Annotated in this window: 2 protein-coding genes; both read left to right on the top strand. The window is 68.2% G+C overall.

Annotation, left to right across the window (positions count from 1 at the left end; all coding sequences use genetic code 11):
• The coding region (locus ACFWF3_RS15635) for an amino acid adenylation domain-containing protein (protein ID WP_379314211.1) at positions 1 to 7260 on the top strand (7260 nt) is incomplete at its 5' end.
• An 86-nt stretch (positions 7261 to 7346) separates the two neighbouring features.
• On the top strand, positions 7347 to 7940 hold the full coding sequence (locus tag ACFWF3_RS15630) for a biotin transporter BioY (RefSeq protein WP_379314210.1): 594 nt from the start codon (positions 7347 to 7349) through the stop codon (positions 7938 to 7940).
• The last annotated feature ends 87 nt before the right edge of the window (positions 7941 to 8027 follow it).

Raw genomic sequence — 8027 nt, 5'->3', positions numbered from 1 at the left:
GATTCCCTGAGCGCCTCGATGGTGGTGGCGCGCCTCGGCGCTGCCCTGGATACGCGAGTGCCGGTGCGGTCGGTTTTCGAGGCGCCGACCGTCGGCGGATTGGCCGGTCTCGCCGCGGCGCTCAGCGGTGGGGGCCGGTTGCCTCTGCTGCCGGGAGCCCACCCCGACTCCGTGCCGCTGTCGCTGGCCCAGCAGCGGATGTGGTTCCTGAACCGGTTCGAGCCGGATTCGGCGGTGCACAGCATTCCGGTGATGCTGCGGCTGTCCGGACGGCTGGACACCGAAGCGCTGGCTGCCGCGCTCGCCGATGTGGTCGCGCGCCACGAAGTATTGCGGACGATATATCCAGAAGTCGCCGGTGAGCCGCGCCAGGTCGTTCTCGACGAGACCGCGGTGCCGGTGCGGGCGGTGCGAGTGCCCGCAGATTCCGTCCAGGAAGTGGTGGGCGAGTTCGTGCGGCGTGGATTCGATGTGACCGTCCGGGTGCCGATGCGAGTGGGCTTGTTCGAGCTGGGCGCCGAGCGCGACAGTGACACAGGAGAATTCCTGCTGGTGCTAGTGGTCCATCACATCGCGGGCGATGGTCAGTCGATGGGGCCACTGGCGCGTGACGTGATGGTGGCCTATGCCGCGCGACTGGCCGGGCAGGCACCGCTGTGGGAGCCGCTCGCTGTGCAGTACGCGGATTTCGCGTGGTGGCAACGGCAGATGCTGGGGGCCGCGGACGATCCGGCGTCGTTGATGTCGGAGCAGTTGGAGTTCTGGCGCTCGACGCTCGCGGGTGCACCGGACCGGCTGGAACTTCCGGCGGACCGCCCTCGCCCGGCCGTCGCATCGCTGTCGGGAGGCCGGGTACCGGTGGAGATCGGTGCGAGGCTGCACGAGCGGCTGATCGCGCTGGCACGGTCGAGGGGGTCGTCGCTGTTCATGGTGATGCACGCGGCGCTGGCAGCGGTGTTGGGGCGGCTCAGCAGCAGCGATGACGTCGTGATCGGCACCCCGGTCGCGGGACGGGGCGAGCCTGGTCTCGACGATCTGGTGGGGATGTTCGTGAACACGCTGGCCTTGCGGACCCGCGTGGATACGGGCGAGCCGTTCGCCGAGTTGCTGATGCGCACCCGGCAAACGGACCTGCTGGCGTTCGAGCACGCGGACGTGCCGTTCGAGCGGGTCGTGGAGGAGTTGAACCCGGAGCGATCGGCGGCACGACATCCGTTGTTCCAGGTGGCCTTGGCATTCCAGAACGTGTCGACGATCGAAGTGGTGCTGCCCGACGTCCGGGTGGCCCGGGCAGAGGTGGATACCGAGGCGATCCAGTTCGATCTGCAGCTGGTGCTGTCCGATTCATCCGCGCAGGGTATGTCGGGAATGTTGACCTATGCTCGGGATCTGTTCGACGAGGTGACCGCAGCGGCGATCGTCCGGCGGCTGGTGCGGGTACTGGAAGCCGTCGCCGACGATCCGGCCGTAGTAGTCGGCGATATCGACTGGCTGGAAGCCGACGAGCGCTCGGCGCTCACCTCGCGGGTCGGGGCGCACACCGTGGCGGCGCTGGAACCGTCCGGATTGCTGCCGGAGGTGTTCACCTCGGCCGTCCGGGACAACGGCGACGGTATCGCCGTCGTCGCGGGGGATGCCACGCTGTCGTATACGCAGCTGGACGAACGATCGAGCCGGCTGGCGAGGGTGCTGATCCGCCGTGGCGCCGGACCGGAGAATCCGGTCCTGGTGGCAGCAGCGCGGTCGGCGGAGTCGGTTGTCGCGTGGTGGGCGGTGGTGCGGTCGGGTGCGGCATACGTGCCGGTCGACCCGAGCTACCCCGACAGCCGGATCGAGCAGATGGTGTCGGATTCCGGTGCGACGCTGGGGGTTACGGTGTCGTCGGTGCGTGCCCAGCTGCCCGATTCGGTGGACTGGATCGTGCTCGACGACCCGGCCGTCGCCGCGCGGATCGACGCGGCGGCGAGCGGCCCGATCGGCGACGACGAGCGGACGCGGCCGTTGCGGGCCTCGGATGTCGCCTACGTGGTCTTCACCTCCGGATCCACCGGAGTGCCGAAGGGCGTCGCCATCACACATTCCGGCATCGCCGGCTTCGTCGCGGGGCGGCGCGCCGACCGAGAGCTGCGGCACACGTCCAGGGTGTTGCATTTCGCGTCGCCGTCGTTCGACGCCGCGGTGATGGAGATCCTGATCGCGGCCAGTCGAGCCGGTGCGCTCATCGTGGCGCCGACGGGGATCTACGGCGGCGACGAGCTGGCCGAGTTCTTGCGCGTGCAGCGGGTCACCCACGCCTTCATCACCCCGGCCGCGCTCGCGTCGGTGGATCCGGCCGGGCTCGACGACCTGCGGATGGTGTTGTCCGGTGGTGAGGAGGTCCCGGCGGATCTGGTGAGCCGATGGGCGGGCACCGACGTCGCGGGCGCCCGGGAGTTCCAGGTGCTGTACGGGCCGACCGAGGCCACGATGCTCGCCACGGCGACGCGCGCGCTGCAACCGGATGATCGGCCGACGATCGGTGTCCCGCTGCCGGGGATCCAGGCACTGGTCCTGGATGACCGGCTGCGGCCGGTGCCGGTGGGGGTGGCCGGAGAGTTGTATCTCGCGGGTCCGGCGCTGGCGCGCGGGTACCTGAACAGGGCGGCTCTCGACGCAGTGCGGTTCGTGGCGCTCGCGTTCGGGGAACGGGGACGCCGCATGTACCGGACCGGTGATGTGGTGCGCTGGAAGGCCGACGGCGATCTGGAGTTCCTGGGGCGCAACGATTTCCAGGTGAAGATCCGTGGCTACCGGGTAGAGCTGGGCGAGATCGACGCGGTGCTGAACGCCCAGGCGGAGGTGGCCTACGCGGTCACGGTGCCGTGGCGTGCGGGCACCGGTCCGGCACAGTTGGTGTCCTACGCGGTCCCCGAAACCGGCGCGAGCATCTCGGGCGAACAGTTGCGCGCGGCATTGGTCGAGGCGCTGCCGTCGTACCTGGTGCCCGCCGCGGTGATGATCCTCGACGCGATCCCACTGTCGCCGAATGGAAAGCTCGACCGCGCGGCCCTGCCCGCACCCGTCGTCCAGGCCAAGCGGTTCCGGGCACCGGTGTCACCGGCGGAGGAAATAGTGGCGGGTGTCTTCGCCGACGTCCTCGGTAACGACGGTCCCGTCGGCGCCGACGACGACTTCTTCGACCTCGGCGGCAACAGCCTGGTGGCCACCCGGGTAGCCGCGCGGATCGGTGCCGCGCTCGACGTGACCATCCCGGTGTCGATGATCTTCGAAGCGCCGACGGTCGAGAGGTTGGCCGCGCGCGCCGAATCGCACGCCGATACCGGTCGGGTAGCGCTGACCGCGCAGCCGCGGCCGCGGCGAATCCCCCTGTCGTACGCACAGCAGCGGATGTGGTTCCTGAACCGGCTCGAGCCCGGCTCGGCCGCTTACAGCATTCCGATGGTGCTGCGGCTGTCCGGACAGCTGAATCTCGACGCGTTGCGCGCGGCGATCGAGGATGTCCTGGATCGGCACGAAGTACTGCGGACCGTATACCCGTATGCCGAGGGCGAGCCGTCGCAGGTGGTCCTTTCCGCCGCTGACGCGTATCCGCCGCTGACCGTGACCTCGGTCGCGGAACCCGAACTGGCCGAGTCGTTGTCGGCGTTCGTCTCGACGGTGTTCGATGTGACGGTCGAGGCGCCGGTGCGGGTGCGGTTGTTCGAGCTCGGGCGGGACGAGTGGGTCTTGGCCGTGGTGGTGCATCACATCGCCTGCGACGGGTCCTCGCTCGGCCCGCTGGCACGGGACATGATGACGGCGTACACAGCTCACCTGCTCGGGGAGTCGCCGAGTCGGCCGCCGTTGCCCGTGCAGTACGCCGACTACGCGATCTGGCAGCGGACGGTATTGGGGGCCGAAGACGATCCCCAGTCGCTGCTCCGTGCCCAGATCGACTACTGGACCCTCGAGCTGGCCGAGCTCCCGGTATTGCTGGGGCTGCCGACCGATCGACCGCGTCCGCCCGTGCAGACCCATGCGGGCGCGAGCGTGCCGATCACTGTCGGTGCCGATCTGCACGCGGGATTGCAGCAGGTCGCGCGAGAACACAACACGACGCTGTTCATGGTCTTCCATGCCGCGCTGGCGGCCACGCTGGCCCGGCTGGCCGATACGGACGATATCGCGATCGGCACTCCGTTCGCCGGACGCGGCGAGCCCGAACTCGACGATCTGGTCGGGATGTTCGTCAACACCCTGGTGCTGCGGACCCGGTTGACGCCGGGGATGACGTTCACGCAGCTACTCGAACACCAGCGGGGGACCGATCTGGCCGCGTTCGGGCACGCCGATGTTCCGTTCGAGCGGCTGGTGCAAGAGCTGAACCCGGTGCGGTCGCACGCCCACCATCCACTGTTCCAGGTGATGCTGGCATTCCAGAACGTCGGCGGGGCCCAGTTCGAACTTCCGGGGCTCTCGGCGTCCGCCGTGACAGCCGACACCGACATCGCGCTGTTCGATCTGCTGATCACGATGTCGGATTCCTATGACTCCGCCGGTGACCCGGCCGGCATCAGCGGCGGGGTGATCTACGCGAGCGACCTCTTCGACGCCACGACAGCGACAGCGATCGTCGATCGCCTGCTGCGATTGCTCGGCGAACTGGTGACCGATGCGACACAGCCGGTGCGCGAAGTGGATCTGCTCGGCGACGATGAGCGCGAAACCATCCTGACGCAGTGGAATTCGACCGATTACAGCCTCCAGCCGGAGGAGACGCTCCCCTCCCTCTTCGCTCACTCCGTGCTGGCGCGAGCGGACCGGCCCGCGGTGACAGCCGGAGAGCAGACATTGACCTATGCGGAATTCGCGTCCCGCGTCAATCGGTTGGCGAGGTGGTTGATCTCCCGCGGAGTGGGGCCGGAGTCGTTGGTGGCGCTGCGGATGCGGCGTTCACTGGACCAGGTCGTCACCATCTACGCGGTGCACGCCGCCGGGGGCGGATACCTGCCGGTCGATCCGGACCTGCCGGCAGACCGCATCGACTACATGCTGTCCATCGCCGCACCGGCGCTGGAGCTGTCGTCCCTCGATGGGCTGGAGCTGTCGGGATTCGATGACGGGCCGGTCACCGACGCCGATCGGCTCGCGCCGCTGCGATCGCACAATGTCGCGTACGTGATCTTCACCTCGGGGTCGACCGGGCGCCCGAAAGGCGTCGCGGTATCGCACTGTTCAGTGGTCAACCAGGTGCGGTGGGTCAACGAGACCTACGCGTTGACGCCGAAAGACGTCGCGCTGCTGAAGTCCCCGGCTACGTTCGACATGTCGGTGTGGGAGTTGTTCGCGCCGCTGGCGGTGGGCGCGCGGCTGGTGATCGCGCGAGCCTACGGGCATACCGACCCGGCCTATCTCGCCGAAACCATTGCCGCCCAGCGGGTCACGGTCGCCGCGCTGGTGCCGTCGATGGTGGCGGTACTGGCGGACATGGCGCCCGCGCAGTCGCTCGAGTCGGTGCGGACGCTGTTGGTGGGCGGTGAGGCATTCGACCCCGAGACGGTGGCCGCGGCACGGCGAATGGTGCCCGGGGTCGAGTTGCACAATCTGTACGGGCCGACCGAATGCACCGTGTGCTCGACCGCGCATCGGGTGAGCGAAGCCGAGAGCGCGACCATGCCGATCGGCTCACCGGTATGGAACACGCGGGCATACGTCCTCGACAACCGGTTACATCCGGTACCGCCCGGCGTCGCCGGGGAGCTGTACCTGGCGGGCACCCAGCTCGCGCGCGGCTACCAGTCACGCCCGGGCCTCACCGCGGAACGGTTCGTGCCCGACCCGTACGGCGACGGCAGGCGCCTGTACCGCACCGGCGACTTGGTGCGCTGGCGCCGGACCGGCGAATTGGATTACCTGGGCCGCACCGATTTCCAGGTGAAGCTGCGTGGCCTGCGCATCGAACTCGGCGAAATCGAGGCAGTACTCGCCGAGCATCCCAGCGTCGCGCGGGCGATCGCGGTGGTGCGCCCCATCGGTACGATGGAGCACCTCGTCGGCTACCTCGTGCCTGTCGCGGGTGGCACGGTCGATACCGCGGCGGTGGCCGCGCACGCGGCGACGAAACTGCCCGACTACATGGTGCCCGCCACGATGATGGTGCTCGACTCGGTGGCCTTCCACTCGTCGGGCAAGCTGGACCGTCTGCGGCTACCGGAGCCGGTGCTCTCGGTAGCGGAGTTCAGGGAGCCCTCGTCGTGGCTGGAAGGCGAGGTCGCACGGGCCTTCGGAACGGTGCTCGGCGTGGATCGGGTGGGCGCCGACGACGACTTCTACGCATTGGGCGGTAACTCGCTGAAGTCGGTGCAAGTGGTGAGCGAGTTGCGCAAGGAACTCGACTACGAGGTGCCGATCAGCTGGATGCTGTCCGATCCCTGCCCGGCCGACCTGGCCAAGCGGATCGAATCCAGAATCCGCTCCGGTTCGACCGTCGACGGGACCGATGCCGGCTTCGACACGCTGTTGCCGATCCGGACCGATGGTGACCGAGCGCCACTGTTCTGTATCCACCCGGCCGTCGGCCTGTCGTGGTGCTACCGCACACTCGACCGCTACCTCTCCGACGGCCGACCGATCTACGGCATCCAGGCGCCACAGATCGGCGGTGAGATCCCCGGTCCGACATCGATCGAAGAAATGGCAGCACGCTACTTCGACGAGATTCGCGCGGTTCAGCCACACGGCCCCTATCACCTCCTCGGCTGGTCACTGGGTGGTGCGATCGCCCATGCCATTGCCGTCGAGATGCGCGCCGCCGGTGAACAGGTCGCGCTGCTGGCACTGTTGGACGCCGAAGTCGGCGGTGTCGACGAATCGACGCTGCGCGCCGTGACGGCCGGCGAGCTGATCAGCAATCTCGGCCCGGTCATGGGCGTCGATTTCATCGACCCCGATGCGACAGCCGAGGAGGCTGCCGACCTGATCGAACGACATCTGGGAAGCAGCCTCGGCATCGACGCCGCACGGATCCAGCGCCTGACCGATGCCTACAACCTGGCGGTCCGGGCAGCCGGTGCGTGGCGTCCGGCGGTCTTGGACAGCGACATGCTCTATTTCACCGCGACACGCGACAGGCGATCCGACGTCGCGGGTCACGAGGGATGGGCGCGGGTGGTCCGCGGGCAGGTGTCGAGCTTCGACATCGATGCAGCCCACCTCGAGATGACCCAACCAGGTGCGATCGCCGAGATCGCCCGGATTCTCAACGCGCGACTGGATCAATGACCGTGTGAGGTCCGCCCACACGCTCCGGTTGCGAGGCCGACCTGGTCGCCTGCTATTTTGAACGTTGTTCAATTGTGTAGCGAAGGATGTCCGCCGTGCCCGAAGTCGAGAAATCCCCGAAGTGGGCAGCCACCTTCACCGCACGGGACATGGCGCAGATCGCGGTGTTCGCCGCCCTGATCGCCGCGCTCGGCCTGCCCGGCGCGATCACCGTCGGGTTCAGCGGGGTACCGATCACGCTGCAGACGCTCGGAGTGATCCTCACCGGCGCGATCCTGGGCGCGCGTAAGGGCACGGCCGCGGTGGCGGTGTTCATCGCACTGACCCTGATCGGGCTGCCGCTGCTGTCCGGCGGCCGCACCGGACTCACCGCGCTGGCCTCTCCGACGGCGGGTTACCTGATCGGCTGGATTCCGGCGACGCTGGTCATCGGTCTGTTGACCGCGATGATCCTGCCGAAGTATCCGATCGTGTTCGGTCTGCTGATCAACGCACTCGGCGGCATCGTGATCATCTACCTGTTCGGCACCGCGGGACTGCTGGTGCGCACCGATCTCAGCCCGTGGGCGGCGGTGTCGACCAACTTCGCGTTCATCCCGGGTGACCTCGCCAAGGTCGTGATCGCCACGGTCGTCGCCAAGGGCGTGCATCGCGCGTATCCCGGGCTGATCCGTGGCTGATCGCCGCGCGTCGTGAGCGAGATCGTCGTCGACGCGGTGGGGCATCGTTTCGGTGACCGGACCGTGCTGCGTGAGATAAATCTGCGG

Origin of the sequence: Nocardia sp. NPDC060220 (assembly GCF_042727815.1) — a bacterium.
In the GTDB taxonomy this organism is placed as follows: Bacteria; Actinomycetota; Actinomycetes; order Mycobacteriales; family Mycobacteriaceae; genus Nocardia.
Note: the sequence above shows the minus strand (reverse complement) of the source record. Positions and strands in the feature narration are given on the sequence as shown.

What these genes read in the sequence shown, in the direction of transcription:
- ACFWF3_RS15630 (WP_379314210.1), top strand. Translation starts at nt 7,347, where the DNA reads ATGTCCGCCGTGCCCGAAGTCGAGAAATCCCCGAAGTGGGCAGCCACC.